Genomic DNA, 24,410 nt, shown 5'->3' with positions numbered 1-24,410 from the left:
TTCCTCGAACACGGATTCGCTCATAAGGAAATTTTTCGTTACGTCAAACCTAGCTAAGTCCACATCTATAAGGTTAATTATTTATCAATTAACGTTAAACGCTCACCCAATATACGACGAATCTCGTCAGAATCAGGCTGATCATCTATAAAACTTACCTCCAGAATTTTTTATAACAGAGACAAAATGGTTAAATAGCGAACAAAAATTTTGTACTCTATTTAACCATAAAACAAGATTCTAGACTCTTACTTGCCGTATCAATAAATACAATTTTCTCATTCCGATATAGACTCTTTGATTACCTCACCGCCATTCAACTTAGATGTCAGATCTTTAAAGAATTCGAAGCCCCTGTTTTTTAAAGGTCACTATTAGATTAGAATCCTTTGTCTTCTTTATATTCATTGAATTGGGATCATACCCATTTGGCAATTTAAAGGACTGGCTATAACTGCGTTGAGAATAACTATAGCTTTTGTTTCCATTCTCAGTATGTGTCGTTTTCTGTATGAGGTGGGTATTAATAATCAATAAGCCATCTTTAATAGAAACATCGACTTTACTATCGGTGCCTTTAGGTTGTTTGATCTTGTAAATGAGCTCGTTTTTTAGTTCTTCCACTTGAATGTCTTGTGAAGAACCCTGAGAATTTTTTGAGTTCATAAAGTTAAACTGGTTATTATTAATGTGTGAAAATTGCTGTTGTATTAACCTATTCATAGTTTGTTGAATTGTCTTGATTTGATTGAATACATCATCATTGGATTGAAAAAATGGATCATCATCAAATGGAAATACAATTGAATTCGTACTTTTTTTCACCTGATTAGTATCTTTGGCATTAACCACCGAGATCATTGCGGTAAGCATGACCACACAAGATAAAAATAGAATGAGTTCTTTTCTCATAACAACCTCCTTCTTTACACAAAATTGACCTTTACCTATTCGAAAATATAAAAATAGGGTAATTTAACTACTAGCCCTGCTTTCGAGAGTCAGTAATCTGAGCTTCGATTAAACCCTCAACTGGCTCGAATCATTAAGTCGCTTTTATAATCACGCAGATAATTAGAGTAGCCCTTATTAAACAACAACTTCTTTTTATAGTGTTTTTCTAATAATTGCTCTATAGCTAAAAAACTATCGCGTATGGCTATGAATAAATTAGGATCCTGCTTTTTACTAATCAGTTCTCTTCCAGGTATAGTTATATTGATGGACACATTATACAATTTGTCTTTGTGTGTGTTTTTTTTAGCTAAATCGATGACAACTCTACATTTATTTATTTTGCTGCAGGTTCTTTCCAGCTTATTAAAATGTCTATCGATATGGTAATTAATTGCTGGCGTTGATGAAATACCACGGACTGTAGTTTGAACTGTTGGCATAGTTTAAATCCTCTTAATTCTAATTTTTATTAAAGGCAAAAAATATAAACAAAATTAAGCTATTTATTTCTAATTACGTAAGTTCATTACTAGCACTAAGCGGTTATAAAGCCCTACATAAAGATGAATGGTGTCTACGACATAAGGCCAAAAAATTCATTTTCAAGAGTGTGTTTTTGAAAATTTTTCTCTGATTCTTTATTTCTTATTCGGACTGATTTTTCCCTATTCCTACAACTAAATCATCGTTTGAAGTTATAAAATGTGTCCCCATTATAAGGTTGAAAATGCTTTAATAGTAAGGTGAAAATAATGTTAAACAATTCTACTTCTGCGACTTTTTGGTAATCGAATTGGCTTGCTAATGCCCTGATAAATTAGAAAAGCGCCAACAGTATTTTACAACGCATCCGTTAATTTCCGGGCGAGTGGCTAGGCTTTTAAAGCCATGTATTTGGAAAATACTTTCCTTAAAATTTTAGGTATCAATCTTGAATTTTATACAAGAATCCCTATATAGGAATTAACCCAAAACATATCTAAGGAGACAGCATGAACACATTAAGAAGAGCATTGCCCATGTACCGTGAAATGGGCCATTTTCTCGATGATTTGTTTAACCTTCAAAAGCAGGACGACTCTTCCTACATTGAAACAAGCACTTGGTCGCCTTTGGTGGACATTAAAGAAGAAAAAGACTGCTTTTTAGTCATCGCAGATATTCCTGGGGTAAAAAAAGAAGATATTAGTATCTCTTTGGAACAACACGTTCTTACTTTAAAGGGTGAACGTCAGTTTGAAAAAACCGAACAACATCAAGGTTATACCCGAAGAGAACGTACTCAAGGTCAGTTCTATCGTCGTTTCAGTCTTCCTCAAACTGCGGATGATGCCAAAATCACAGCGCGCTATACCCATGGGGTGCTTGAAATCAAGATTCCTAAAAAGGAAGCTGCGGCTGAGAAAAAAATCGAAATCAGTGTAGAAGAATAACTAAGTACAAGGGGCCTCTGGGCCCCCCTCCCATATCACTACTGTCTATAATGAGCCGTAATCAAACCGACTCAGAGTAATACTCAAAGTCCCCTCCTTACATTTTTGAATTCACCCACAGCTCCGACGTTTAAAGATTTGATTAAGCAATTGTAGAAGTAGTATTATTAACCCATGTGATTACACTAAGAACACTTATGTATATGTAATCAAGGATAACTAGTATATGAAGTAATAGAGTTTCGTGCGGTCTAGGGCTAAAACTCCAATGTGCAACAAAAAAGGTATAGTGATGGAGAGAGCTTCTAAATATCCACTGCACGGCATTACACTAGAGACTATCTTAAATAGTCTGTTGATTTGTTATGGTTGGAATGGCTTGGCGAAAAAAGTCAAGGTTAACTGTTTTTCTACCAACCCCAGCATCAATTCAAGTCTTAAATTCCTGCGCAAAACACCATGGGCAAGGACTAAAATTGAAACCCTTTATCGTGATTCTTTAAAAAGTAAAGATTGCGACAATTCATAATTACTGGAGTATAAAATAATATGACGGATGTTTTCATTAATAAAGAACCTGTTGAACTCTTTAAAATTCTTAAATTTGAAGGTATCGCCTCCAGTGGAGCAGAAGCTAAGGATATGATTGCTGCTGGCACTGTCTTAGTAAACGGCATAATAGAAAAACAGAAAAGAAAAAAGATGGTTGCAGGGGATACGATTGAATTGAAAGGTCAGATCTTTCGGCTAAAGTTGGTTGCTAATTAACATTTTTTTCACTCAGGCCTAATATAGATAAGTGCAATCTAGAAGGATTAAAGTATTCCAAAGGTATTTTCATGTGTGAGGGTAGGGGCGAGCTAAAAAAATATACTAAGTCTGCGGTAATTAGACCTCATGTCATAACCCGTGTAGAAGTCTACAACACTAAGTATCTAGCACATATTGCCCGTTAGCGTTTAAGACGCTCATCCAATATACGACGAATCTCATCAGGATCAGGCTGAACATCTGGAATATAAAACTTACCTCCAGAAATATTTTTTAAATTATTTTTCTTTAGATTTTCTTTAGTTTGTTTTTTTGATGAATTTGAAGAAGATTTTTTCATAATTACCCTTTAACAAATAAGTTACTCTTTAAGAGTAGTCCAAAATTTAAAAAAGAGTTTAACAGTGTTTCACAATTATATTGATTATGAAAATGAAGCGTTAATAAATTTTTATCAATGTCTCTATCTTTTGCCTGCTCAGTATTCTCTATTTTGTTTTAATCTTTAGAAAATTGATTAATTAATTGCAAAAAATAATTAAAGTGTTGGTACTCTTCGCAATACAAATGGAATTGACTTTCACAAGTTGATGAGACCATGCAGCGCACTTCTGGTATAAAATCAATTAGCGTAGAAATAATAATATGATCTTGGGTTTTTCTTTCAAGCAATAGCTTCACTTGGCTATCCACCATACGAATTATTTCTTTATCATGATCTGAAAGCGTTATAGACATAATTAATGTAATAAAAAACAGTTGAAATTGGAGAGTGATACGACTTTGACCGGTACCTTTCTTTTCAGGATAAACTGATACAAAGAGTATAACCGAAGTATCAATAACGTCTCTTAAGTGACTTTAATATCGATTGTTAAATGGATCATAACAATTACTAGTATAAGTGGCGAGCAAGAATTAAAAAGATATATTCGCTCTCGAGTACGATTATTCAGGAAAAACAATTTCTGCCTTGGAGACCAGTTTAGGAAAATGTGAGTTAGTAATAGAGATTGCAGAGGCAATCTTAAGCTCAACCAAGATCATCCAGCAGTGCCAAGCAAAATTCTTAAAGATCCTAAAAGGCAATTAAATTGAAAAAGAGTGAGAGTCATCCAATTCAATCGGAGGGCATTTAGTTTCTCGCAGCTGCTCTAGATGTTGTTCTTTATCAGCCGTAAATGTAGCCAGTTTATTTAGAAAATAACTCAATGGCTGTGATTTTCGTTTGTTTAATTCAAGAATTAACGTTTTGATCAGCTGTCCTTCTTCTGTCTCAAAACAAGGTTGTTCAAAGTCATATTTGTTTTTCCAGTGAGGGTGTGTAGTTATTTGGGGAGTTGGTAATTTGTGACAGGCTAACTCATATAATGTTGTTGCCAGCGTTTGTCGCTGCAATCGTTCCAAATTAATTTCTTTATCTCTATAGACTGAAGATTGATAATATGCAGGGGTTGTGCTTGTTCTAGAGCTAAGAACCCTTTTTTCAGAGGAAATCACGAGCCCTTTAATATCACTAAGTATAATGCCGCCATCACCACGTAATAAAATGTTGCTTGGTTTTAAATCGGTATACCAAACATTTTGTTGATTCAATGCTACAAAAAATTCTAAAAATTGCTGGGCATACAATAGCACTAGAGGATTTAAATCAACGGGGGTTTTGTCTTTTTTATTTTTTTGCTGATGTAATTCCTGAAACAAGGTTTCAAGACTACCATGTTCATGGTATTCGCTGCATTCTAAATAAGTGACTTCCTGGTAATCATCTTCTATTCGTTGTAATAAGTAGGGTTGGGAAATTTGTTTCATACCCACTAAGCGCTCTCTGGCTGTTTTAGGGGAGAGAGCGTTGGCGTCCTCATGACTATTCAATCTTAAAAAGCGAATTACAAAGTGATGGTCATTAGAAAGGGTAACTTTAACAAGCGGATTATTACCCCCTCCTAATGAGACTGCTTTATATTTAGAATTAACTGTTCTCAGATCGGCTTGAATTAATGAGCGAAAACTATCTTTCCCTTCATAACGTTTATAAATATCCAATAAATTCATTTGTTGAGAGAGCTCAATTATTTCCAATCGCAATGTGTGATTATTGACAATTTGCTCAATTTGCTTTTGTATTTTAAAAAGTGGGTGTGTAGTAAACCAGCTTTTGATCGGCGGTGAGGCCTCTCCTTTTTCAATCGATTTCTTATGAAAACTAACAAGCTTATTGAAATAATAAGGAAGCCGCTCCGGATTAGAAACTTGATAATGATTAATTTTTTTCAAAATTGCATTCAGCAAATTGATTTGCTTCCTTTTTCTGCTTAGCAAACCACCTTCAACGGGAAGTAGGGTAAACATGGCATCTATCCTTGAGCACTCATGATTTTAATATAGACAATAAAATCAAATTTTGCTCAATATTCAAGGGGGGAAGTGGAAACTTTTTGGTTGGAAATGATTGATTGTGTAAAAGATACGTTTGATGAAACTTGATATTTTTACTGGGGTGTGCTGACATTGCTTAACAGTAAAAGAAGGAATAACGATGCTAACTTTATATCATAACCCGCGCTGCTCTAAATCACGAGCTTGCCTTAAGCTACTGCAAGACGCATCGATTCCTGTAAACATTGTTGATTATATTCGGGAAGGACTATCTCTAACACTTCTAAAACGCTTTGCTGACACATTAAGTCTTGAGGCCATTCTGCGAAAAAATGAAGCATTGTACAAAGAATTGAATTTGGAGGGGGCTGATAACAAGACAATTTTAGAAGCGATTGCCGCTCATCCTCAACTTATGCAAAGACCAATTGCTGTGTTGGGTGAGGAAATGATTCTTGCCCGTCCCCCCGAAAAAATATTGGAGTTGGTTAATGAGTAAACCCTATATCCTTGTTCTTTATTATTCTCGCCACGGAGCAACAGCCCAACTGGCTCAGTACCTTGCTCGAGGAGTGGAAACTGTTAATGGCATTGAGGCAAGATTACGGACAGTTCCACCGGTATCTCCAACTTGTGAGGCAGTTGATAAATCTATTCCTGACAGTGGAGCACCTTATGTTACTTTGGATGATTTGCGTGATTGTCACGGTTTGGCACTAGGAAGTCCCACACGTTTTGGGAATATGGCATCCCCCTTAAAATATTTCCTGGACACGACTACACCATTGTGGCTGGCAGGTGATTTGGTGGATAAGCCCGCATGCGTTTTTTCCTCAACAGCGTCTCTGCACGGAGGTCAAGAGACCACCTTGTTAACTATGATGCTACCTTTATTGCATCACGGGATGCTCATCATTGGTTTGCCTTATACTGAGCCGGAATTGAATACGACGCAAACTGGAGGTACTCCTTATGGTGTGACTCATGTTGCGGGTTCGTTGAGTAATAATCCGGTGAGCCAAGATGAAATTACATTGGCGAAGCAATTAGGAAAGCGACTTGCAACAATTAGCATGCGGGTTGATGCATCCAATTAAATACTTGTAATGGGCAAAAAGACTAAGTAAGTTAACTGACCTTTTTAAATCAGGTGATGTCGTGAAGGTAATTACTTTTAATGCAAATGGTGTTCGCGCTGCGGGACGCAATGGATTTTATAATTGGTTGGCTGAGCAAGACGTTGATTTTGTTTGTATTCAAGAAACAAAGGCACAAATGAGTGATAAGACTGCCGAAGAACTTTATTACCCTAAAGACTATCATTGCGAATATTACGATGCACAAAAAAAAGGCTATAGTGGTGTTGCAATCTATGCTCGTCATAAGCCTCTACGAGTAATAAAGGGTTTAGGTTTTGATTATTGTGATAATGAAGGTCGTTACTTGCAATTTGACTATCCCAACCTCAGCATAATCTCTCTTTATTTGCCTTCAGGCACCAGCGGGGAAATACGCCAAGCGGTTAAATTTGATTTTCTGGAACGTTTTGCCAAACATTTGCTAAGCTTGAAAAGCGAGGGTCGAGAATTAATTCTTTGTGGTGATTACAATATTGCCCATAAAAAAATCGATCTAAAAAATTGGCGTGGTAATCAAAAAAACTCTGGATTCTTACCTGAAGAAAGGGCCTGGATGGATGAGCTTTTTGGTTCCATGGGTTTTGTTGACGCGTTTCGTGTGGTCAATCAGGAAGAAGAGCAATATACGTGGTGGTCTTATCGCAGCCCTACAGCACGGGAAAAAAATGTGGGTTGGAGAATTGATTATCAAGTTATTACGCCAGGATTAACTGACAGTGTTGTTCAGGCGAAAGTCTATCGAGATGTACGTTGGTCTGACCATGCGCCCTTAATGATTGAATATGCAGGGGACTTGTATGCCTAAGATTGCAAGTTGGAATGTCAATTCGATTAAAATACGACTTGAACAAATATTAAATTGGTTACAATCAACAGAAATTGATATTTTAGGCGTGCAAGAGACAAAATTAATCGATGAACATTTTCCAACAAATATATTCAAAGAGTTAGGTTATCATGTGGCTTTTACTGGCCAGAAAAGTTATAACGGGGTTGCTCTTATAAGTCGTCATCCAATTTCAGAGGTCATCAAAGAGTTACCTGATTTTGAAGATCCACAACGCCGCTTACTGGCTGCAACAATTGGTGATATTCGTCTTATCAATCTGTATGTACCTAATGGCTCAGAGATACCCTCCGAAAAATACACCTATAAATTGGCTTGGTTGCAAAAAACGATAGCGTTCATTAAACAGCAGTTAATGCTTTATCCAAAATTAATAGTTCTTGGAGATTTCAATATCGCTCCTGAAGATAAAGATGTTCATGATCCTTTAGAGTGGCAAAATTCTGTGATGGTGAGTCCCGCCGAAAGACAGGCGTTTGCGGATTTATTAGCATTAGGTTTAATTGATAGTTTTCGCAAATTTGCACCAGAAGATAAAGAATTTACCTGGTGGGATTACCGAGCTGCTTCTTTCAGACGTAATCGTGGATTACGTATTGACCATATCTTATTAAGTAGCGATTTAAAAGAGGTGTGTAAGGGATGTAGCATTGACAAAGTGCCGCGAAAATGGGAACGTCCTTCTGATCACGCACCCGTTTGGATTGAAATTTCGGGCTGAAAGACTATTATTAGAGGGTCTAAAAACAAAGGAATGAAAAATGTATAAACGAATTGCCAGTGGAATTTTAGCGTTGTCCTGTTCTTTTGCTGGAGCATATGCAGTAACAGCGGAAGAAGTATTAACGATGGGCAAAACAACTTCAGCTGAAACGCAGCAAGCCATGACCCCCAAACAGGCACTGCAACGTCTAAAAGATGGAAATCAACGTTTTTTAAAAAATACAAAGTTAAACCGTGATTATCTGGCACAAGCAAAACGCTCATCCTATGGACAATTCCCCTGGGCAGTGGTTTTAAATTGCATGGATTCACGCTCTGTACCTGAGCTATTATTCGATCAAGGGCTTGCTGATTTATTTATTCTTCGTGTTGCAGGCAATGTTTTAAACGAAGATATATTGGGAAGTATGGAATTTGCGACTAAAGCAGTAGGTTCGCGCTTAATTGTAGTATTAGGCCATACTTCTTGCGGAGCGGTCGCTGGAGCATGTGAGGATGTGAAACTTGGTCATCTTAATCACGTGCTTGATAAAATTAAACCGGTTGTTGGACCTACGGAAAAGGAAACGGGACTTGATAATTGTACAAAACCCGAATTAATCAACGCAATTGCAAAAAATAATGCGTTATTGGTTGCACGTCAAATTCAAGAGCAAAGCCCAATTATTCGTGAGCTATTGGCAAAGGGAGAAATTGGTATTGTTGCTGGAATCCATGATTTGCGAACAGGGAAAGTGACCTTTTTTGAAGAAGGACGCCTTATGCCAACGCAGAAAAATTGATCTATAATTGAAATTCTGATAATGTTGCGCGTCTTCTATAGAGTATGGTGCTTGGCATGGGTTCAGGTGGCGATACTCGATTTTAACTGAGAGAGTAGTAATATGAAAGCGTCTATTCATCCTGAGTACAAAGTGATCAATGTGTCTTGCAGTTGCGGCCACACCTTTGAAACTCGTTCAACTTTGGCTAGCGATTTAAGTATCGAAGTTTGTGCAAATTGCCATCCGTTTTATACAGGTAAGCAAAAACTGGTAGATACCGGTGGTCGAGTTCAAAAATTCCGTGATCGTTATGGCTTTAAGAAAGCGAAGTAAGTTCTCTTAATTTTGGTTAACGATAAGCAAATTGTTACAGGCGCAGGAAATATGCGCCTTTTTTTTGCAAAATGACTGTTCATCGTTAACTTTTTTCTATATGATTTTTCGCCGGGCTGTCCGAAAAGAGAGTAAGTACCTTGGATAAAGATGTATTAAAAGAACGCGCGTTGGAATACCATGAGTTCCCAATTCCAGGGAAACTGGCTGTCCACGTCACTAAATCAACCAATTCGCAAGATGATTTATCGCTTGCTTATACTCCGGGTGTGGCTGAGCCTGTTCTTGCTATTGCTGAAAATCCAGAAGATGCATTCCGCTATACAGGCAAGGGAAATTTAGTGGCCGTGATGACGAATGGAACTGCTGTACTTGGTCTTGGAGATGTTGGCCCCTTGGCTAGTAAGCCAGTGATGGAAGGTAAAGCCGTATTATTTAAACGCTTTGCTGATATTGACGTATTTGATATAGAAGTCGATGCAGAAGACTCTCAAGCTTTTATTGCTACTGCAAAACGAATAGCACCTACATTTGGTGGTATTAATTTGGAAGACATTAAAGCGCCTGAATGTTTTGAAATTGAACAGGCGTTAATAGAGCAGTTAAATATACCGGTTTTTCACGATGATCAGCATGGTACGGCCATAGTTGTGGCTGCGGGTTTGCTTAATGCACTTGAGTTACAACAAAAGAAACTTTCCGACGTGAATATTGTTTGTATTGGGGCTGGTGCTGCAGGCATTGCTTCAATGCGCTTATTAGTCGCTTTGGGCGCTGATAAAGAGAAAATGCTTTTGTTAGATAGTAAAGGCGTTATTCATTCAGGACGGGAGGATCTTAATCCCTATAAATTCGCTTTTGCCCGAAAAACTGAGCGACGGACTCTTGCAGAGGCTTTAGAGGGGGCCGATGTATTCATCGGTGTAGCAAAACCTGATTTACTTGATGCAGATCTATTGCAACTGATGGCTCCGAAACCAGTTATTTTTGCCTTATCTAATCCTAATCCAGAAATACGTCCCGAACTCGCCCATGGTGTGCGCGATGATTTAATCATTGCAACTGGACGTAGTGACTTTCCTAATCAGGTTAATAATGTACTTTGTTTTCCCTATATCTTTCGCGGCGCGCTAGATGTTCGTGCTACGTGCATCAATCAATCAATGCAGATTGCTGCAGTTGAAGCGATCCGTCAACTGGTGCAAGAACCAGTGCCTCAAATAGTTAAGGACAATTATCCCGGTGTTACTGACTGGGATTTTGGCCCGCATTATATTATCCCCAAACCAATTGATCCCCGATTAAAGGAGAGGGTGGCGCTTGCTGTCGCCAAAGCTGCAATAGCAAGTGGTGTCAGCCGGGCAGTTCTTCCTAAAGCATATTAGGAATCAGTATCGTGCTTAACCTAGAAGAAAATGAAGGAGCTCATTTTGCATAAGAATGAAAATAAATACATGTTCATGGCTTGGCTAATTTGTGGTCTAGGCGCAGTGTATTATAGTTACGAGTATTTTTTACGGATTTCGCCCAGTGTGATGGAGCACGCACTGCGTGATCATTTTAATTTATCAGCTACTGGTTTTGGTTTACTCTCTGCATTTTATTACTATGCTTATGTACCTTTGCAGTTGCCGGTTGGTGTTCTGTTAGATCGTTACGGTCCCAGATTGTTAATTACACTAGCTTGTCTCGTTTGCGTCATTGGTACTTTCATTTTCGCTGGAACCACGGTATTTTGGGTAGCTGCGGCGGGACGATTTTTGGTCGGCTTTGGCTCTGCGTTTGCCTTCGTCGGTGTACTTAAATTAGCGACAATATGGTTACCAGAAGATAAATTAGCGATGGTTTCGGGACTGGCGGCAGCCTTGGGTACTATTGGTGCGATGATTGGTGACAACCTCCTCGGTACCCTGGTTATGAAAATTGGTTGGCGTGAAACCGTAAATTTAACTGCTTTCTTTGGAATCGGTTTAAGTGTTGTATTGTGGTTTGGAATAAGAGACAAAAAAAGCCATCAACGCAAAAGTGGTACTGTTGATAACTTCAAAAAGAGTATGATTGATCTTGGTATCATTGCTAAGAACAAACAAATTTGGATCAACGGTATGTTTGGTTGCCTGGTTTACTTACCAACGACTGTTTTCGCTGAGCTTTGGGGTATTCCTTATTTAAAGCATGCTCATAATCTCACACAAGAGGGGGCAGATTTCGCAAATTCTCTCTTATTCTTAGGCTTCACCGTTGGCGCACCTTTAATGGGTTATATCTCAGATAAACTCAAACGCCGTAAAGCGCCTATGTTATTCGGCGCTACCGGAGCTGGAATTGTCATGATGATAGTTCTCTATATGCCCGGTTTATCAGCAACACACATCAATGTACTAATGTTTCTTTTGGGTCTACTATATAGTGCTCAATGTATCGTATTCGCCGTAGGTCGCGAACTTAGCCCAAATGAGGCTGCTGGTACGGCGATGGCAATGACGAATATGATTGTGATGCTTGGTGCAATGTTCTTGCAACCTCTGGTCGGACGATTGTTGGATTTAAGTTTATCAACACATCTTGCTAATATACCTCTGCAAGATATACCTGTGGATAAATTGCAGCAAATGTATACTGCCGATGACTATCAGTTCGCATTATCAATAATTCCTATCGGGATTATTATTGCCGCTATCTTAACCTTTTTCCTAAAAGAAACTTATGCTAATGCAGATAACTAATACTTCCATCGGTAGAAGACAAGCGCTATTTGGCAGCTTAATGTGCGCAGTAGGTGCTTTCTTCTACTGTTATGAATTTGTCTTGAGGATTATTCCTGGTGCTTTGCAAAGCGAATTAAGTGCCGCGTTTGGTCATATTTCTGCAACAACGTTTGGCCAAATCTCTGCACTCTATTATTTTGCCTACTCACCCATGCAGTTGCCTGTTGGCATGCTTATGGATCGTTTTGGTCCAAGGCGCCTTCTGACTTTTGCGTGTTTCTGCTGTGCTATAGGTTCATGGATGTTTTCCATTACCTCATCAGTCTTTATTGCAGGATCAGGACGTTTTCTCGTTGGTTTTGGCTCTTCCTTTGCGTTTGTTGGTGTTCTATCGCTGGCTATGCATTGGTTACCACGGCGCTATTTTTCATTAGTTGCCGGGTTGATCACCACTCTTGGCATGTTGGGATTGGTCTATGGTGAAGTAAAAATTACTAATATCGCTGTAACCATGGGATGGCATCATGTTTTAAACCTTATGGTGGTGATAGGTGCTATTCTTACCTTGGTTACATTTTTTGTAGTTCGTGATGGTCCTGAAGGTTATTCCCCCCATAAATATGCCCTGCCAGAGTTTTTTGCAAATGTCTGGTCTGTGTTGACCTCCCCACAGGTATGGTTAATTGGTTTCGTAGGCGCGTGCTTATACACCTCCTTATCAGTGTTTGGGGAATTGTGGGGCAAAAGTTACCTTGAGCAGGCACATCACCTAACAAAGGTAGAGGCAGCTAGAACAGTTTCCGCCATGTTTTTAGGCTGGGCTGTGGGCGCACCAATTGCCGGGTATTTATCTGATCGCAGTGGACGCCGAGTTCTTCCATTAACGATAGGTGCAGTTCTAGCATTAATTTGTATTTGCTTTGTTTTGTATTATCCGGGACTTTCTTATTTCTGGTTAAATGTATTGTTATTTTTATACGGTGCATTCAGTGCGACAGAAATTATTGTTTTTATCATGGGTAAAGAAAACAGCGGTGCAAAATTATCGGGTACGGTATTCGCTGCAGTAAATATGATAGTTACCCTGGGTGGCGTAGTATTCCAGCCACTTGTCGGTAAATTGCTAGATACTTTTGGCGATAGTGGAATTGTTGGTGGTGAGCATATTTATACTGTTGTAGACTACCAGATAGCGCTTTCTATCCTACCCATCTCTTTATTGCTGGTTACCATCCTTGCTTTTTTCATGAAGGATGTTAAGGCTACTCATTAAAGTTTTTCAGGCTATAACCTTATCGTTGTGAGGTATCTTCAGCCTGTTCCCTTATCCTGCATCCCGCGCTTCTCTGAGCGAGAAGTTTTATAGCAAACATTCTAGATCCTGCGGACAAGCCGCAGGACGTAGGGAGGAAAGTGTGTTGGTTTACTGAAAGTGGCGCTCAACATCTATTAAGTCAAATTACGTCTCTTCAGATTTATAGTCTCAACTTAGATCTAGAAATATTTCGTTATCTGTTAATAAAAAATAACTTAACTAAATATCGCTACAAGCTCTTGTGCAGCTTGTCGTTTGGAAGCATTGCAACTAATCAAGCGGGTTACCGGAAAAGAAATGATTTTACTATCACGATAGTGGTGCCTGGTAAATTCTGTATCATGGTTCGATATAATGACTGTGATACCGCGAGCAGCACTTTCCATAGCTAAGAGTGCGAGATCAATTTGGTCGGCTTCTTTGAATTTTTTATTGGTATACGATGCAAAATTTGCACTTGGGGAAAGGGGCACATAGGGGGGGTCACAATAAATTAAATCACCCGCTTTTGCTTGTTTAAAAGTTTGACGAAAATCACCTAAACAAAATTCTGCCTGGCTACTTTTCTGATAAAAATAATGCATCTCATTGCGAGGAAAATAAGGCTTGCTATATCGCCCAAAAGGCACATTATAAATACCTCGCTGATTATAACGACACAATCCATTATAGCCATGTCTATTTAAATAGAGAAAAAGCGCTGCCTTATAGCGCAAGTCAGTGCTCTTATTAAATTGTTCACGAAAATCATAATATTTTTCTTCGCAGTTGTTCGCAACAGAAAAAAACTGAGCACAGTAATCAATGAAAGAGATGCCTTCTTTTTGAAGAAATTTAAAGAGCAAGACAAGGTCGTTATTCTCTTCAGCTAATAAATAATTGGGATAATCTGAATTGATAAATATGGCGCCAGAACCTGTAAAGGGTTCTATAAGCCGTTTTGCTGGCGGCAAAGAACTTAATATTGTATCAATGCAGCGGTATTTATTGCCCGCCCATTTAAGAAATGGTTTTGTTTTATTCATATGGAAAGCATTCATTAATCCGTCTGAAGTATTACTCAATATCGTTCAAATGAACAGAGGGAGTAGCAATGTTTTAATCACAATGAATGTATTTGAGGTTGACGCTATCCAGTGGCTCTGGTTATGATGCACGCAAATCAAATAGACGCTGGATTAAGTGACGTGGACGAACTTAGCGAATTACTTAGAGCATCCTGGGGCTCTGAGCAGTGGATTTTAGAGGGTTGGAATCAGATTACTGCTGATGAGAAAGCTCTGATAAAGCATCGTATGGACAAGTTATTTAAAAATGGCCTCCCTTTTGATTTAAAACATGACAAAATCCTCTACATTTACACATTTTCAATGTTAGCTCAGCTGGAAGTTCTGGCTATACAAGTCCCTCTTAAATTTGAAACCAAGATGTCTTCAGTCGAACATCGCCAACTTATGCGCGCACAGTTGTTGGATGAAATTTTCCATGGCATGGTTTTCACAAAAATTGTTTATTTGTTAAGTGCACCTCACGCTCTGCCTCCAGCATACAATGAAGAAATAGAAATTTTATGCAATTTTATTCGCAATGAAGATTGCCCGAAGATTGCAGTTGTCTTATTAAATTTAATTGGCGAAGGCTGGATAGAAGAGATCTTTGAAAGCTTGCATAAGGCAAATATTGCGCCTGAAATATTTGAAGCTATTCTTGAGGATGAACATCGTCATGTTTGTGAAGCAGATTTATACAAAGAAATTGGCTTGCCTGATATGGATGTTGTGCGCCGTAAACTTGAGTTTTTAGAAAAACAATTAATTACGAATATCTTTTTACAGTATAAATATATGTTTTCTATTTCCACCCTTCTGGGTGTGGATGGGGTTCTTGAGTTTCTCCGTAATTTACATAATAAACACTTGGAGCAGCTCTCCAAGATTAATATTAAACCCAGCGAAGATTGGATTTTCCTGATGAAAATTTGGGAGGAGGTTTTTCCTAAGATTCAGGATTATACACAGAATTGTTACGAAGTAGAGATGCCCCCTATTCGTAAAGTATTCATGACCCAATGGGAGAATCCAAGCGATCCTACCATGGTGGGTGAGTTTAGCATTAATGTCAGTTGCATTGATTTTTTTAATAAGAAATTTCCTCCAGAAACATTAACAGCATTAATGATGCAAACGATTAGCAAAGGTTTAGAAGAAAATGTTTCCTGGCGTTCATTTTTAAGCCATGGAAAAATGTATCAAAGTAAAGAAGCCTATGTCGGACTGATAGTAAGGTTGCCAGATTGCGACGATCACATGGGGACCATTGTTTTTGAAAATTGTCATACCACGACTGTGCAACAGCTGTCCTTAAATATTAGAAATATTCTGCAGATGATGGTTTATTGTTTTAAAAAGCGGGAGCAATTAGAGAAAGATCATCCTTTTTTAAAAGATAGTCTTAATAAATCGCTTTATGAATACAGAAATGGTTTCTATCCATATCCTATTCCTGGCAATTCTGTCGTGTCTCTAAGTAATATTGGTATCAATGGATATACAGGAACAAAATCACCACTTCGTGTTAATGAAGCCATGAAGTATACCATTTTAGAAATTGAGCGTAGACCTGTGTGGAACAAAAAGACGCACAATTTTGAACCACAGGATATGTTGCCCGTTTCAATTAGTGCGGATCACCGTATTTTTGATGGTGGGTCACCAGTGCCTCGATTGGTGCAAAAGTATTTTGATGAAATGTTTGCAAAAATGCTAAACGAACGTTCTATTGCCCCTAATGCGCCACTTAATCCTGATAAAAAATTTATAAAAATGTGTGACCAGTTGGTAGCAAATAATTTAGAGCTTGGCTACAAATCACTACTGATACTTCAGACTTACTGGATGGATCCAATGCGGTTTGAACATTTGCTTGATAGTAATTTTGCGAAAAAGATGTTAGCTCATTTTAAATGGCAGGAATTAGCTCAGTAATAAAACTAACGCGGCTTCGCCGCGTTAGCAAATCTGCTTTAGACCGCGATAGTCAATAAACCAATAGCGACCAATGTGATAAACGCTAAACTTAGATTGCCCCCTGGAACTAATCGAATTCCGCCAGCAGGATCAACTGCGCGGGCTCGCCAAGTCATGATGGCTGGTAACAAGAGTAACAAAATCACACAACAAATACCGGCATAGCTTAATGCATGAAGGTAAATGCCTGGATTGACCAAGACGACAACTAAAGGTGGAACGAATGTAAGAGCAAGTGTCCATTTGCCTTGGATTCCTGATTTTTTTAACGCGAGACCGTCCGCGAGAAAATCAAATAACCCGATCGAAACCCCTAGGAAAGCGGTGACCATACAGATTGAAGTAAAGAAGCCAAAGAAACCTGTAATCCATTGACTATTTACAGCATTGGATAGGGCATTAGTTAAACCACTGGTGGCGTGGTCATTGGTCATTAAAGCAATAAGGCCCTCTCTGCCTTCGCGTTGTACAACGCCCATAATGACAGCATCCCAGAGAATATAGCAAGTCAAAGGTATTAGAGAGCCAAGAAGGATTACTTTACGCAATGTTTTTGTATCGTCATTGAAATATTCGCGCAAGCTAGGAACTATCGAAGCAAAGCCAAAGGATGTCACTAGAATCATTAAACTTCCGGTGATAGCTCTTAATGATCCACCACTTAGGCTGCTGACATCAACATGAGGACTGATAATGACTACCAATAAAGCATAGATCCCAAGTTTACCAAACATAAGGCCACGATTCACATAATCAACGGCACGAATTCCTGCGTAGACAACGAGACTAAAAATGGCTGTAAACATAAAGGAAGTAAACCAGCTCGGTAAATTAATATGCGCTTTTTCTAAAATACCACCCAGTACATCACTACCGCCTGAAATATAAGCAGCAAGTAGCGTATAAAGAAGAAAAAGATAGGTAATCCATGCGATGACTTGTCCTGGTAATCCCAATGTTGATTTAGCCATTGAGACCATATTACTGCCTGATGGCAAGCGTAAGTTAACTTCAAGAATGAGTAAGGCTCCTACCGTCATAATGAGCCAACACATAATTAGGAAAAAGACGGAGTTTGTAAATCCTACTTCCGCTGTTGATACTGGTAATGCTAGCATCCCGCCACCAATTGAGGTGCCAACGATTAATAAAATACCACCGATGAATTTTGAGTCAGGCACGATTACATCCATTTGTAAAAAATTTAAACAATATGATAAATTAAAAAGCCAATTGTTGTCAATACACCATGGCTATCTAAGCTAGCATACACAGTTAGGCAATTAATTGCCAAGCTGTGTTGGCTAGTAATCCAATAGAAAAAAGAATTACTATCCACTGGGAAAATTTACCACCAGGTACTGTATAACGAGAAGAGAATTTTCTTCGTCCTCTAACAGTCATTAATGCTGGCAATAGGAGTAATAAAATGACACAAAATATACCAGCATAATTTAAAGCGTGTAGATAAGCCCCGGGATAATAAATCACGATGACAAGAGGAGGGAGGAAGGTTAGTAAAAACAACCCTAGCCCCTGCCGTCCTTTCTGCACCATATTTAAACCATCTGCCAAAAAACTTATGAGACAAAGAGAAACGCCTAAAAATGCTGTCAACATACAAATCGATGTGAAAAAGTTAAAAAGTGAACTAATGAGAGTATTGTTAACTGTATTTGAAAGATTCATTGCCAAGGCACTGGTCGTATGAGGGTCTTTAATTAGCGCGGTTAAACCATTGTCGCCGTCTGCCGCTAAACTGCCCATTATTACGGCATCCCACGCCAGATAACAAAAAAGAGGGATTAAAGAACCAATAAGCACCACTTTTTTTAAGGTTTGCACGTCGTCATTAAAATAATCACGCAAATTGGGGACAATAATTGCAAAACCGAACGAGGTAATTAAAATCATTATCGTGCCCGCAATATAACGATAATCACCTCCTTGAAGATGGTGAATGTTGATATGAGGAGCGATTAAGACGACCAGTATGAAATAAGCCGCCAATTTTCCAAACATTAAACCACGATTTACTAAGTCAACACGACGAATACCGCTATAGACTACCAAACCAAAAATTAGTGTAAAAATTACACTGGACTGCCACTCACTCAGGGAAATGCCAATTCGGCTAAACAAACTACCAAATACATCAGCTCCCCCTGAAATATAAGCTGACAGTAAGGTATAAAGTAAGAATAGGTAAGTCAACCAGGCTGTAATGAGTCCTGGTCCCCCAAGGGTTGCTGCGGCCATTGAAACCATGTGTTTACCAGGAGGCAAATAGAGATTTGCTTCGAGAATAAACAAAGCACCCAAAGTCATGATTGCCCAGCAAATCAACAAAAACAGAGAGGACTGCCAAAAACCCGTGGCAGAATTTGCGACAGGTAATGCAAGCATCCCGCCACCAATAGAGGTTCCTACAATTAAAAGAATACCACCAATAAACCTGGATCTCATAAATACCTACCACTTAAGCCAAAATTACTTGATATAACCAACATAAGGTGCTGGTTGCGGTGCTTGCGTTGCACAGCTATAGAAAACCTGAATTTCCAGGCGTCTATTTTGTGCGCTACCGTGGACAAGCCGGTTATCTGAAACAGGATGCTTATCGCCATAGCCTTCCGCGCTCAAGCGTTGAGCAGGAATATCATTAGCCCATAAAAATGTCAGCATGGCTTCAGCTTGAGCTTGTGTCAACTTATTTTTGTGGTAACGGGAACCAACGTCATTGGTAAAACCTGCAACGTAAATAGGACAACAGGGAGGAAAGGTTTTTAATAATTTAATAAGAAGTGCTAAACCTGGGAAACAGAGTTCATTAAGCCTTGGGCTATTAAACATAAAATAACGGTCGGTGGGGACTACGAATGTAACCGTGTCACCGTATTGAATATATTGAATTTCATGTTGCTGAATTTGTCTGATAAGAGAGCGTTTGCTGTCTTTATAACCGCCGACTCCTGCCCCCATTGCAGCTCCAATTGCAGTACCTGCTATTACAGGCCCTCCGGCTGCTGCCATTGCCGCTGTCCCTGCAAGTGCTCCAGGAGGTGTAGTTACATAAGTGCGTCGATAAGGTTTAAAGTTATTATAAGGAGGATGGTACTTATAGCAACTGCTTAGAACAAACGAAATTAAGCTAATGAAGATTAAAGGCTTCATAGCATGCCTATGTAACATTCCTACTCCTTATACTAATCAATTTTTTCATTATTAAGCATCCCTCTTTTTTTCGCAATCTGCAGATACAGATTTAATTTAATCGCAGAAGAGATAGAAATATAAATAAAAATCTACGCAACTATCGTTTGTTTGGTTATAGTGAAAGCAGAAAACAAAAAAGAATAATGATATGACAAATAAAAATTTTTCCTTTCCATTGGCATTAGGGGCTTTAGGTGTTGTCTATGGTGATATAGGAACTAGCCCTTTGTATGCTGTGCGTGAAACCTTAAGTGGTCTTCCTATTAATACCATTGATGTATTGGGTATTTTGTCATTAATCGTTTGGTCATTGATTATTGTTATCTCAATTAAATATTTAGTTTTTGTTTTCCGGGCTGATAACGATGGTGAGGGAGGAATACTCGCTTTATTAGCTTTACTCAAACAAAAAAAGACAAAACATGAATATTTGTTTTACCTATTAGCTATTTTTGGGGCGGGGCTGATTATTGGGGATGGTATGTTAACACCTGCTATCTCTGTTACTTCTGCGATTGAAGGTTTAAAAATAATTTCATCACGATTTGATGATTTAATTGTTCCTCTGGCATGCATCATTTTAGTTTTCCTTTTTGTGATGCAGTCTAAGGGAACAGGAAAAATTGGGAGAGCGTTTGGCCCCATTATATTGATATGGTTTATAACCATAGGGATTTTAGGACTTATTCAAATAATCAATAATCCAGTGGTTCTCAAAGCAGTAAATCCGTTGTATGCATGGCATTTTTTCCAGACCAATGGATTAAAGGGATATTTTTTATTGGGAGGTGTTTTCCTGGCTATCACAGGAGGAGAAGCTCTTTATGCTGATATTGGGCACTTTGGAAAGAATGCAATTCGCTACAGTTGGTTTTTTGTTGCTTTGCCGGGACTACTTCTGAATTATTTTGGTCAAGCTGCTAATTTATTACTTCACCCTGAAGCCATTGAAAACCCATTTTACATGCTTGCGCCCGATTGGTTTTTTATTCCTTTATTAATACTTTCTACGGCAGCCACTGTGATTGCTTCTCAAGCAGTCATTTCTGCTACTTTTTCTATTACAAGACAAGCTGTATTGCTAGGTCTTTATCCTAGACTTCCAATTATTCAAACCTCTAAAGAGCATGTAGGGCAAGTTTATATTCCGCAAGTGAACTTTTTTCTTTTAATCGGAACATTAATTCTTATTCTTACTTTTAGAAGTTCCAGTGGAATGGCTCATGCCTATGGTATTGCTGTAAACCTTGATATGCTGTTGGTGAGCACAATGGTTGCTTATGCAGCACGAAAAGTTTGGCATTGGTCGTGGACGCATATCTTTGCCGTATTTAGTCTATTTATTTTCGTAGACTTGGCATTTCTAGGGGCAAATTCGTATAAATTTTTAACAGGAGGCTGGGTGCCTGTTTTGTTTGCATTTGCAGTTGCTGTGGTTATGTTTACTTGGAACAACGGTATGCAGTATCTGCGAAAGAATTTTTACCTGCAAAAAGACGACATAACTAAAATTCTCAAGCAGCTACGCTATAAATCATTTAATCAATTGCCTGGGGTAACGGGTATTTTTATTACAGATACCTATGATCAGAGTGGGGGCAGTTTTCTTCATTTTTTAAAATTAAGTTATGCAGTGCCAGAAAATATTCTTATTGTAAATTATAAAGTTGAGAACAAGCCCCACGTTAATGAGAAACGCAGATTTAAGTTTAATGAATTGGCTCCCAGAATTTGTCAATTGACACTGCATTATGGTTTTATGGATACAATTTCGATTCCTGACGCCTTAATGTCTCTTAATAAGAGAAAATTACTATCATTTGAACTGGATGTTCAAAATGCAACGTATTTGGTAGAAATTCCAAATGTAATGGCTTCGAAAGCTTATAGAACACTCATGTTTTATTGGCAGGAGAAGTTGTTCGCTTTTTTAATACGTAACTATTCGGCCAATTTAAATATTGAGTTTTATAAATTACCTTATAACCGAACAATTGCAATCGGTACGTATTGCATAATTTAGTCAGCATTTCTGCCGACTAATTATACCAAGACTAATTTGTTGAGGAGCAGCCATTGGGCAATGGGGCTTGTGGGACAACTATTTGTACGTTAATTCCTTTAATAGTCGGACTATTTAAAGCTTCTTTTAAATAATCAATCATAGGAACATCCACTACCTGACCATAAACTGAGGAGGCTTCCCTAAAATAAAGTACGCCATTTTTCCAAAAAGCAAAGCCTAAATGAGAAACATTTAAATTAGTCCCTATAGCCTCTTTGAGGTTCCAATTTGGACGAACAATTTCAATGATTGAAGCATTTGGAATTTGCGAAAATAGAAATTGATTCGCTGCTCCCTTGGCATCAAATAACGCTGTTAAAGGAATGTAAGGTAACTGAGAGTTTGTTTTAGGCAGGATATTCCCTCTATTCTTTAAATCAGTGAGGCGAAGTAATTGCTCTTTTTCATCGTTCTGAGGGTATAAACGAATATTTTTAATAGAGAGATGTTGATACCAGGATGGTTTATCAATAAGGGCTGTTGCAATTAAGGCGACAGGCTTATTATTAGCGTCTTTAAAATTAGTAGTAATATCTTTGACAAAACCTTGAAGTTGATTATTTTTATTCCAATCCAAAGAAGTGAAATGATTGCGATTGGTATAGGTAACATGACCATTTTCATAACGAATTCGACACATGCATTGTTTGAAATTATTCGTGTCACTGGCTAACGCAATCGCTAAAACGGTAGTTACATACGTATCGCAATCAAAGGCATCTGTTCGATAGCGAGGAGCCTGATCAAAGCGTGCTTTTTTTCCCTCACCTAATGCTCCAAGAAGATATTCTTTCCCTAAAAATTGAGCACTGATCGCTTCCAAACGGGCCGCCATGTCGGATTTCGGTATATTGTTCAAATTGTGATATAGTTCGCTGATTGTTTTATTGGCTTCTTCTTGTTTTGGATGAACATCGGCGATAGCTTTAAAAGATAAAATGCTTATAAAACCAAGGAATACGATTCTTTGGAACAACTTTCCACAAAAATAAAATGAGTCCATAGCGTTCCTATTTGACAAAAAGGACACATTTTAACCTGTTAGGGATTGGAGTACAACAATGCTGAATGCCATATGGTTATCAATGATTTTACTTTCTGTAATTGTTGGCGTAGCTCAAGGACGCCTTGATCAGGTCGTACATTCAGTTACAGATTCAGCAAAACTGGGGTTTGAGATTGCTTTAGGCTTAACGGGGATCATGACCTTATGGCTAGGTATCATGGGAATCGCATCAGAGTCAGGCTTGGTGAATCGCTTTGCCAAATTTTTGAAACCTGTTATGCGCCCTCTGTTTCCTGATGTTCCAGTTGAACATCCTGCTATGGGAGCAATGATTTTGAATATTGCTGCCAATATGTTGGGATTGGCAAACGCAGCTACCCCGTTTGGTTTGCAGGCCATGAAAGAATTGCAAAAACTGAATAATAATGCCCAGGAAGCAAGTAATGCAATGTGTACTTTCCTTGCAATAAATACATCTAGCGTCCAATTAATTCCAGCAACAGCGATTGCATTTCTTGCTGCAAATGGTAGTACACAGCCAAGTAGCATAATAGTGAGTGCTTTGGCAGCAACAACAGTCTCAACGATCGTGGCCATTGTCGCTGTAAAGCAATTAGCAAAACTACCTGCTTATCGAATTAAAGGACAAATCATCAATGAGTAATATTGCCAATCAAATTTCAAATTGGTTATTTCTGTCGTTTATTGTAGGAATACCTTTGTATGGGGCGATTAAAAAGATCGATGTTTTTGATGCGTTTACTACAGGTGCAAAGCAAGGTTTTGAAACGGTTATCAGTATTATCCCTTATTTAATTGCAATGCTTGTGGCAATAGGGATGCTGCGAGCCTCAGGTTTTTTTGAATTACTTAGTCACATTTTAAGCCCAGTTCTAGCCGCTATAGGTATGCCTACAGAATTGTTGCCGCTAGCGCTAATTCGACCTTTTTCAGGGAGTGCCTCAACCGGTATTATGGCTGAAGTAATTCACCAAAATGGCGGGGATTCATTAATTTCAAAAATGGCGGCGACCATGATGGGAAGTACGGAAACGACCTTTTATGTGATTGCTATTTATTTTGGTGCTGTTGGGATTAAGCGAACTAGACATGCCATCCCAGCGGGATTATTGGCAGATTTAGCAGGAATTATTGCCAGTGTCGTTATATGCCGTTATTTATTTGCCTAGCATTTTGCCAAATGAAATGAGATATTTAACTTGTTTCCAGTGATTTTATGTGGCTGCTAATCTGCAATGCAATATTCGATTAGCGTTTAGCTAAACGTCCGGCCTCATTGAGTTGTTTTAACAAGGCAGCTGATTTTATTTTAAAGCTAGTCATTTCTCTACCTGCAATCGGAAATCCTCTTGGTAAGTCAACTGTGGTAGGATTTCGTGGTTGTCTATTAAGGTGGAATTCATAATGGCAATGGGGTCCTGATGCCAAGCCTGTTTGTCCGACATAACCAATGACTTGGCCTCGTTTAACATAAGTGCCACGAGACAATCCTTTTTGAAATTTCAACATATGACCGTAAATGGTGCTATAGGTTTTGTTATGACTAATTTTAATCATATTTCCATAACCGCTTTGACGGCCAATTATCTCAATACGTCCATCTCCTGTTGCGCGGATTGGGGTACCAATAGGTGCTGCAAGATCAACCCCTTTATGGGCTCTACGATAATGTAGTATTGGATGGTAACGAGATAAACTAAAAGTTGA

The 24,410-nt window shown here is 38.5% G+C and carries 27 protein-coding genes (1 of these 27 cut by a window edge); 16 read left to right on the top strand and 11 right to left on the bottom strand.

Translation table 11 applies throughout. The annotated features are described in order from the left end of the window. Window positions 1-336: 336 nt before the first annotated feature. A complete protein-coding gene (locus tag LHA_RS13085) occupies window positions 337-912 on the bottom strand; it encodes an Hsp20 family protein (protein WP_045106935.1) in 576 nt (191 codons plus the stop codon). Window positions 913-1,028: 116 nt separating this feature from the next. Further along, a complete protein-coding gene (locus LHA_RS13080) occupies window positions 1,029-1,397 on the bottom strand; it encodes an HPF/RaiA family ribosome-associated protein (protein WP_045106934.1) in 369 nt (122 codons plus the stop codon). A gap of 552 nt (window positions 1,398-1,949) precedes the next feature. Here LHA_RS13080 and LHA_RS13075 point away from each other — a divergent pair. From LHA_RS13075 to LHA_RS13065, 3 genes are all read left to right on the top strand, one after another. Then, a complete protein-coding gene (locus LHA_RS13075) occupies window positions 1,950-2,390 on the top strand; it encodes an Hsp20/alpha crystallin family protein (protein WP_045106933.1) in 441 nt (146 codons plus the stop codon). A gap of 268 nt (window positions 2,391-2,658) precedes the next feature. Further along, the gene (locus tag LHA_RS13070) at window positions 2,659-2,919 is read left to right on the top strand and encodes a VF530 family DNA-binding protein (protein ID WP_440589931.1); all 261 of its coding nucleotides are present in this window, start codon (window positions 2,659-2,661) and stop codon (window positions 2,917-2,919) included. Window positions 2,920-2,939: 20 nt separating this feature from the next. Continuing rightward, the gene (locus LHA_RS13065; protein ID WP_045106931.1) at window positions 2,940-3,158 is read left to right on the top strand and encodes an RNA-binding S4 domain-containing protein; all 219 of its coding nucleotides are present in this window, start codon (window positions 2,940-2,942) and stop codon (window positions 3,156-3,158) included. Between the two features lie 184 nt (window positions 3,159-3,342). On the opposite strand, the gene LHA_RS16995 is transcribed toward LHA_RS13065, so the two are convergent. From LHA_RS16995 to LHA_RS13055, 3 genes are all read right to left on the bottom strand, one after another. Next, window positions 3,343-3,501, bottom strand: coding sequence for a hypothetical protein (locus tag LHA_RS16995; protein ID WP_156413566.1), 159 nt, complete (start codon window positions 3,499-3,501; stop codon window positions 3,343-3,345). A 158-nt stretch (window positions 3,502-3,659) separates the two neighbouring features. After that, on the bottom strand, window positions 3,660-3,899 hold the full coding sequence (locus LHA_RS13060; protein ID WP_045106930.1) for a hypothetical protein: 240 nt from the start codon (window positions 3,897-3,899) through the stop codon (window positions 3,660-3,662). A gap of 351 nt (window positions 3,900-4,250) precedes the next feature. After that, a complete protein-coding gene (locus tag LHA_RS13055; protein ID WP_045106929.1) occupies window positions 4,251-5,513 on the bottom strand; it encodes a protein kinase domain-containing protein in 1,263 nt (420 codons plus the stop codon). A 187-nt stretch (window positions 5,514-5,700) separates the two neighbouring features. On the opposite strand from LHA_RS13055, the gene LHA_RS13050 reads away from it, so the two are divergent. The 9 genes from LHA_RS13050 (at window position 5,701) to LHA_RS13010 (ending at window position 13,327) form a co-directional block, all read left to right on the top strand. Next, complete coding sequence (locus LHA_RS13050) at window positions 5,701-6,039, top strand: ArsC/Spx/MgsR family protein (protein WP_045106928.1); 339 nt, start codon at window positions 5,701-5,703, stop codon at window positions 6,037-6,039. Next, a complete protein-coding gene (wrbA, locus tag LHA_RS13045) occupies window positions 6,032-6,637 on the top strand; it encodes an NAD(P)H:quinone oxidoreductase (protein ID WP_045106927.1) in 606 nt (201 codons plus the stop codon). Before LHA_RS13050 ends, wrbA begins: the two co-directional genes overlap by 8 nt. Window positions 6,638-6,698: 61 nt before the next feature. After that, window positions 6,699-7,484, top strand: a complete 786-nt coding sequence (locus LHA_RS13040; protein WP_045106926.1) for an exodeoxyribonuclease III — start codon at window positions 6,699-6,701, stop codon at window positions 7,482-7,484. Then, on the top strand, window positions 7,477-8,247 hold the full coding sequence (xth, locus tag LHA_RS13035) for an exodeoxyribonuclease III (RefSeq protein ID WP_045106925.1): 771 nt from the start codon (window positions 7,477-7,479) through the stop codon (window positions 8,245-8,247). Before LHA_RS13040 ends, xth begins: the two co-directional genes overlap by 8 nt. Before the next feature lie 40 nt (window positions 8,248-8,287). Next, on the top strand, window positions 8,288-9,031 hold the full coding sequence (locus LHA_RS13030; protein WP_045106924.1) for a carbonic anhydrase: 744 nt from the start codon (window positions 8,288-8,290) through the stop codon (window positions 9,029-9,031). Window positions 9,032-9,133: 102 nt separating this feature from the next. Then, window positions 9,134-9,346, top strand: coding sequence for a 50S ribosomal protein L31 (rpmE, locus tag LHA_RS13025; protein ID WP_045106923.1), 213 nt, complete (start codon window positions 9,134-9,136; stop codon window positions 9,344-9,346). 140 nt (window positions 9,347-9,486) lie between these two features. Continuing rightward, window positions 9,487-10,731: a malic enzyme-like NAD(P)-binding protein gene (locus tag LHA_RS13020; RefSeq protein WP_045106922.1), complete on the top strand. Its 1,245-nt coding sequence runs from the start codon at window positions 9,487-9,489 to the stop codon at window positions 10,729-10,731. Between the two features lie 69 nt (window positions 10,732-10,800). After that, window positions 10,801-12,072, top strand: coding sequence for an MFS transporter (locus LHA_RS13015; protein WP_102046654.1), 1,272 nt, complete (start codon window positions 10,801-10,803; stop codon window positions 12,070-12,072). Further along, a complete protein-coding gene (locus tag LHA_RS13010) occupies window positions 12,059-13,327 on the top strand; it encodes an MFS transporter (protein WP_045107590.1) in 1,269 nt (422 codons plus the stop codon). The genes LHA_RS13015 and LHA_RS13010 overlap by 14 nt, the downstream gene beginning before the upstream one ends. Before the next feature lie 257 nt (window positions 13,328-13,584). Here LHA_RS13010 and LHA_RS13005 read toward each other — a convergent pair whose 3' ends face one another. Continuing rightward, entirely contained in the window at window positions 13,585-14,394 is an 810-nt protein-coding gene (locus tag LHA_RS13005) for a Dam family site-specific DNA-(adenine-N6)-methyltransferase (RefSeq protein WP_045107589.1), read from the bottom strand. Window positions 14,395-14,517: 123 nt separating this feature from the next. On the opposite strand from LHA_RS13005, the gene LHA_RS13000 reads away from it, so the two are divergent. Continuing rightward, window positions 14,518-16,353 (top strand): 2-oxo acid dehydrogenase subunit E2, encoded by a 1,836-nt coding sequence (locus LHA_RS13000; RefSeq protein ID WP_231861926.1) that lies wholly within the window; start codon window positions 14,518-14,520, stop codon window positions 16,351-16,353. Window positions 16,354-16,391: 38 nt separating this feature from the next. On the opposite strand, the gene LHA_RS12995 is transcribed toward LHA_RS13000, so the two are convergent. From LHA_RS12995 to cmpA, 3 genes are all read right to left on the bottom strand, one after another. Continuing rightward, window positions 16,392-17,576 (bottom strand): amino acid permease, encoded by a 1,185-nt coding sequence (locus LHA_RS12995; RefSeq protein WP_082060354.1) that lies wholly within the window; start codon window positions 17,574-17,576, stop codon window positions 16,392-16,394. A 94-nt stretch (window positions 17,577-17,670) separates the two neighbouring features. After that, window positions 17,671-18,861 carry an amino acid permease gene (locus tag LHA_RS12990; RefSeq protein ID WP_045106920.1) on the bottom strand — a complete coding sequence of 397 codons (1,191 nt, stop codon included), beginning with the start codon at window positions 18,859-18,861 and terminating at the stop codon, window positions 17,671-17,673. Between the two features lie 24 nt (window positions 18,862-18,885). After that, window positions 18,886-19,587, bottom strand: a complete 702-nt coding sequence (gene cmpA / locus LHA_RS12985) for a C-OmpA-like family protein CmpA (protein ID WP_045106919.1) — start codon at window positions 19,585-19,587, stop codon at window positions 18,886-18,888. Between the two features lie 172 nt (window positions 19,588-19,759). On the opposite strand from cmpA, the gene LHA_RS12980 reads away from it, so the two are divergent. Then, entirely contained in the window at window positions 19,760-21,634 is a 1,875-nt protein-coding gene (locus LHA_RS12980) for a potassium transporter Kup (RefSeq protein ID WP_045106918.1), read from the top strand. 31 nt (window positions 21,635-21,665) lie between these two features. Here LHA_RS12980 and LHA_RS12975 read toward each other — a convergent pair whose 3' ends face one another. Continuing rightward, window positions 21,666-22,679: an N-acetylmuramoyl-L-alanine amidase-like domain-containing protein gene (locus tag LHA_RS12975; protein WP_052673722.1), complete on the bottom strand. Its 1,014-nt coding sequence runs from the start codon at window positions 22,677-22,679 to the stop codon at window positions 21,666-21,668. Between the two features lie 58 nt (window positions 22,680-22,737). Between LHA_RS12975 and LHA_RS12970 the strand changes: the two genes are divergently transcribed. Next, window positions 22,738-23,346 (top strand): nucleoside recognition domain-containing protein, encoded by a 609-nt coding sequence (locus LHA_RS12970; protein ID WP_045106917.1) that lies wholly within the window; start codon window positions 22,738-22,740, stop codon window positions 23,344-23,346. After that, window positions 23,339-23,872, top strand: a complete 534-nt coding sequence (locus tag LHA_RS12965) for a spore maturation protein (protein WP_045106916.1) — start codon at window positions 23,339-23,341, stop codon at window positions 23,870-23,872. The genes LHA_RS12970 and LHA_RS12965 overlap by 8 nt, the downstream gene beginning before the upstream one ends. Before the next feature lie 79 nt (window positions 23,873-23,951). Here LHA_RS12965 and LHA_RS12960 read toward each other — a convergent pair whose 3' ends face one another. Next, window positions 23,952-24,410, bottom strand: partial view of a peptidoglycan DD-metalloendopeptidase family protein gene (locus tag LHA_RS12960; protein ID WP_045106915.1) — the 3' end only. It continues 1,023 nt past the right edge of the window; only the last 459 of its 1,482 coding nucleotides appear in the window; its start codon lies beyond the right edge, outside the window; it ends in the stop codon at window positions 23,952-23,954.

It is taken from the genome of Legionella hackeliae, from assembly GCF_000953655.1.
In the GTDB taxonomy this organism is placed as follows: Bacteria; Pseudomonadota; Gammaproteobacteria; order Legionellales; family Legionellaceae; genus Tatlockia; species Tatlockia hackeliae.
Note: the sequence above shows the minus strand (reverse complement) of the source record. Positions and strands in the feature narration are given on the sequence as shown.

Bases quoted from the DNA above. Each gene is read 5' to 3' on its own strand.
- LHA_RS13085 (WP_045106935.1), bottom strand. From the start codon at position 912: ATGAGAAAAGAACTCATTCTATTTTTATCTTGTGTGGTCATGCTTACC.
- LHA_RS13080 (WP_045106934.1), bottom strand. From the start codon at position 1,397: ATGCCAACAGTTCAAACTACAGTCCGTGGTATTTCATCAACGCCAGCA.
- LHA_RS13075 (WP_045106933.1), top strand. From the start codon at position 1,950: ATGAACACATTAAGAAGAGCATTGCCCATGTACCGTGAAATGGGCCAT.
- LHA_RS13070 (WP_440589931.1), top strand. From the start codon at position 2,659: ATGTGCAACAAAAAAGGTATAGTGATGGAGAGAGCTTCTAAATATCCA.
- LHA_RS13065 (WP_045106931.1), top strand. From the start codon at position 2,940: ATGACGGATGTTTTCATTAATAAAGAACCTGTTGAACTCTTTAAAATT.
- LHA_RS16995 (WP_156413566.1), bottom strand. From the start codon at position 3,501: ATGAAAAAATCTTCTTCAAATTCATCAAAAAAACAAACTAAAGAAAAT.
- LHA_RS13060 (WP_045106930.1), bottom strand. From the start codon at position 3,899: ATGTCTATAACGCTTTCAGATCATGATAAAGAAATAATTCGTATGGTG.
- LHA_RS13055 (WP_045106929.1), bottom strand. From the start codon at position 5,513: ATGTTTACCCTACTTCCCGTTGAAGGTGGTTTGCTAAGCAGAAAAAGG.
- LHA_RS13050 (WP_045106928.1), top strand. From the start codon at position 5,701: ATGCTAACTTTATATCATAACCCGCGCTGCTCTAAATCACGAGCTTGC.
- wrbA (WP_045106927.1), top strand. From the start codon at position 6,032: ATGAGTAAACCCTATATCCTTGTTCTTTATTATTCTCGCCACGGAGCA.
- xth (WP_045106925.1), top strand. From the start codon at position 7,477: ATGCCTAAGATTGCAAGTTGGAATGTCAATTCGATTAAAATACGACTT.
- LHA_RS13030 (WP_045106924.1), top strand. From the start codon at position 8,288: ATGTATAAACGAATTGCCAGTGGAATTTTAGCGTTGTCCTGTTCTTTT.
- rpmE (WP_045106923.1), top strand. From the start codon at position 9,134: ATGAAAGCGTCTATTCATCCTGAGTACAAAGTGATCAATGTGTCTTGC.
- LHA_RS13015 (WP_102046654.1), top strand. From the start codon at position 10,801: ATGTTCATGGCTTGGCTAATTTGTGGTCTAGGCGCAGTGTATTATAGT.
- LHA_RS13010 (WP_045107590.1), top strand. From the start codon at position 12,059: ATGCAGATAACTAATACTTCCATCGGTAGAAGACAAGCGCTATTTGGC.
- LHA_RS13005 (WP_045107589.1), bottom strand. From the start codon at position 14,394: ATGAATAAAACAAAACCATTTCTTAAATGGGCGGGCAATAAATACCGC.
- LHA_RS13000 (WP_231861926.1), top strand. From the start codon at position 14,518: ATGATGCACGCAAATCAAATAGACGCTGGATTAAGTGACGTGGACGAA.
- LHA_RS12990 (WP_045106920.1), bottom strand. From the start codon at position 18,861: ATGAGATCCAGGTTTATTGGTGGTATTCTTTTAATTGTAGGAACCTCT.
- cmpA (WP_045106919.1), bottom strand. From the start codon at position 19,587: ATGTTACATAGGCATGCTATGAAGCCTTTAATCTTCATTAGCTTAATT.
- LHA_RS12980 (WP_045106918.1), top strand. From the start codon at position 19,760: ATGACAAATAAAAATTTTTCCTTTCCATTGGCATTAGGGGCTTTAGGT.
- LHA_RS12975 (WP_052673722.1), bottom strand. From the start codon at position 22,679: ATGGACTCATTTTATTTTTGTGGAAAGTTGTTCCAAAGAATCGTATTC.
- LHA_RS12970 (WP_045106917.1), top strand. From the start codon at position 22,738: ATGCTGAATGCCATATGGTTATCAATGATTTTACTTTCTGTAATTGTT.
- LHA_RS12965 (WP_045106916.1), top strand. From the start codon at position 23,339: ATGAGTAATATTGCCAATCAAATTTCAAATTGGTTATTTCTGTCGTTT.